1 protein-coding gene is annotated in these 1,302 nt (G+C 38.4%); it reads left to right on the top strand.

Annotation, left to right across the window (positions count from 1 at the left end; all coding sequences use genetic code 11):
- Positions 1–1,302, top strand: a 1,302-nt coding sequence (locus B3J44_RS00060) for a sodium:solute symporter family transporter (protein ID WP_286964721.1), incomplete at both ends; no start/stop codon positions are given.

Below are 1,302 nucleotides of genomic sequence, written 5' to 3' on the forward strand. Positions count from 1 at the left end.
GAAACGCTTTTTCTGGCCGGAAACTCCTTAAACTGGTACAGCATCGGATTTAATATGTGGGGAACCAATGTTGGACCTTCGTCATTATTGGCTTTTGCGAGTATTGGTTACGCTACAGGAATTGTAGCAGGAAATTTCGAATGGTACGCTTTTGTTTTCTTATTGCTTTTGGCAATGGTTTTTGCACCGCGTTATATTGCGAGTAAAGTAAGCACAATGCCCGAATATATGGGAAAACGCTACGGCGACAGTACTCAAAACATTTTAGCTTGGTACGCTTTGGTAAAAATCTTGGTAAGCTGGTTGTCTTTAGGATTATTCAGCGGAGGCGTTTTAGTGCGTCAGATTTTGGGAATTCCGATGTGGCAGAGCGTTACGGTTTTGGTGATTTTTTCTGGAATTTTTACTTTTGCAGGAGGATTAAAAGCAATTGCAAAAGTAAATGTTTTCCAAATGATTCTGCTAATTGTAGTTTCATTGACACTTTCCTTTTTAGGTTTACAGAAATTAGGTGGAATTGATGTTTTAATTGCTAAAACACCATCAAACTTTTGGAATTTAGTTCGTCCTTCTGATGATGCGAGTTATCCGTGGCCAGCCATTTTGTTGGGATATCCAGTTGCTGCAGTTGCTTTTTTCTGTACCGATCAATCGATGGTTCAGAGTGTTTTGGGAGCAAAAAATCTGGAACAAGGGCAATTGGGAGTAAACTTTATTGGATGGCTGAAAGTTATGGCGCTTCCGTTATTTATTTTACCTGGAATTTTGTGTTACGCTTTATATCCAGAATTGGGAAGCAACTCAGATTTGGCTTATATGACCATGGTTACAAATCTTTTCCCAAGCGGAATGAACGGTTTGGTAATCTGTGTAATGATTGCGGTTTTGGTAGGAACAATTGGTTCTTCGTTAAACGCTTTAAGCACCGTTTTTACAAATGATATTTATGTAAAGAAAATCAACCCGACGGCGACGATTCAGGATCAGATTAAAATTGGTCGTTTAACAATTGCTGCAGGATGTGTTTTTGCGATTTTGATTGCCGTTGCAATTGACAATATCAAAGGGCAGAATTTATTCAACATTTTTCAGGCAGTTTTAGGTTTTCTGGCGCCTTCATTATCCGTTGTTTTTCTTTTGAGTGTTTTCTGGAAACGCACTACTAAAAAAGCCGTAAATGCTACACTTTCTTGGGGTTCGGCTTTTAGTTTGTTTGTTGGGGTTTTATATTTATGGATTTTCCCTGCCGATAAATATCCAGTCTGGCCTCACTTTTTATTGATTTCGTTTTACATTTTTGCT

The sequence above is a fragment of the Flavobacterium sp. UBA4854 genome (assembly GCF_002399805.1).
Taxonomy (GTDB): Bacteria; Bacteroidota; Bacteroidia; order Flavobacteriales; family Flavobacteriaceae; genus Flavobacterium; species Flavobacterium ginsengisoli.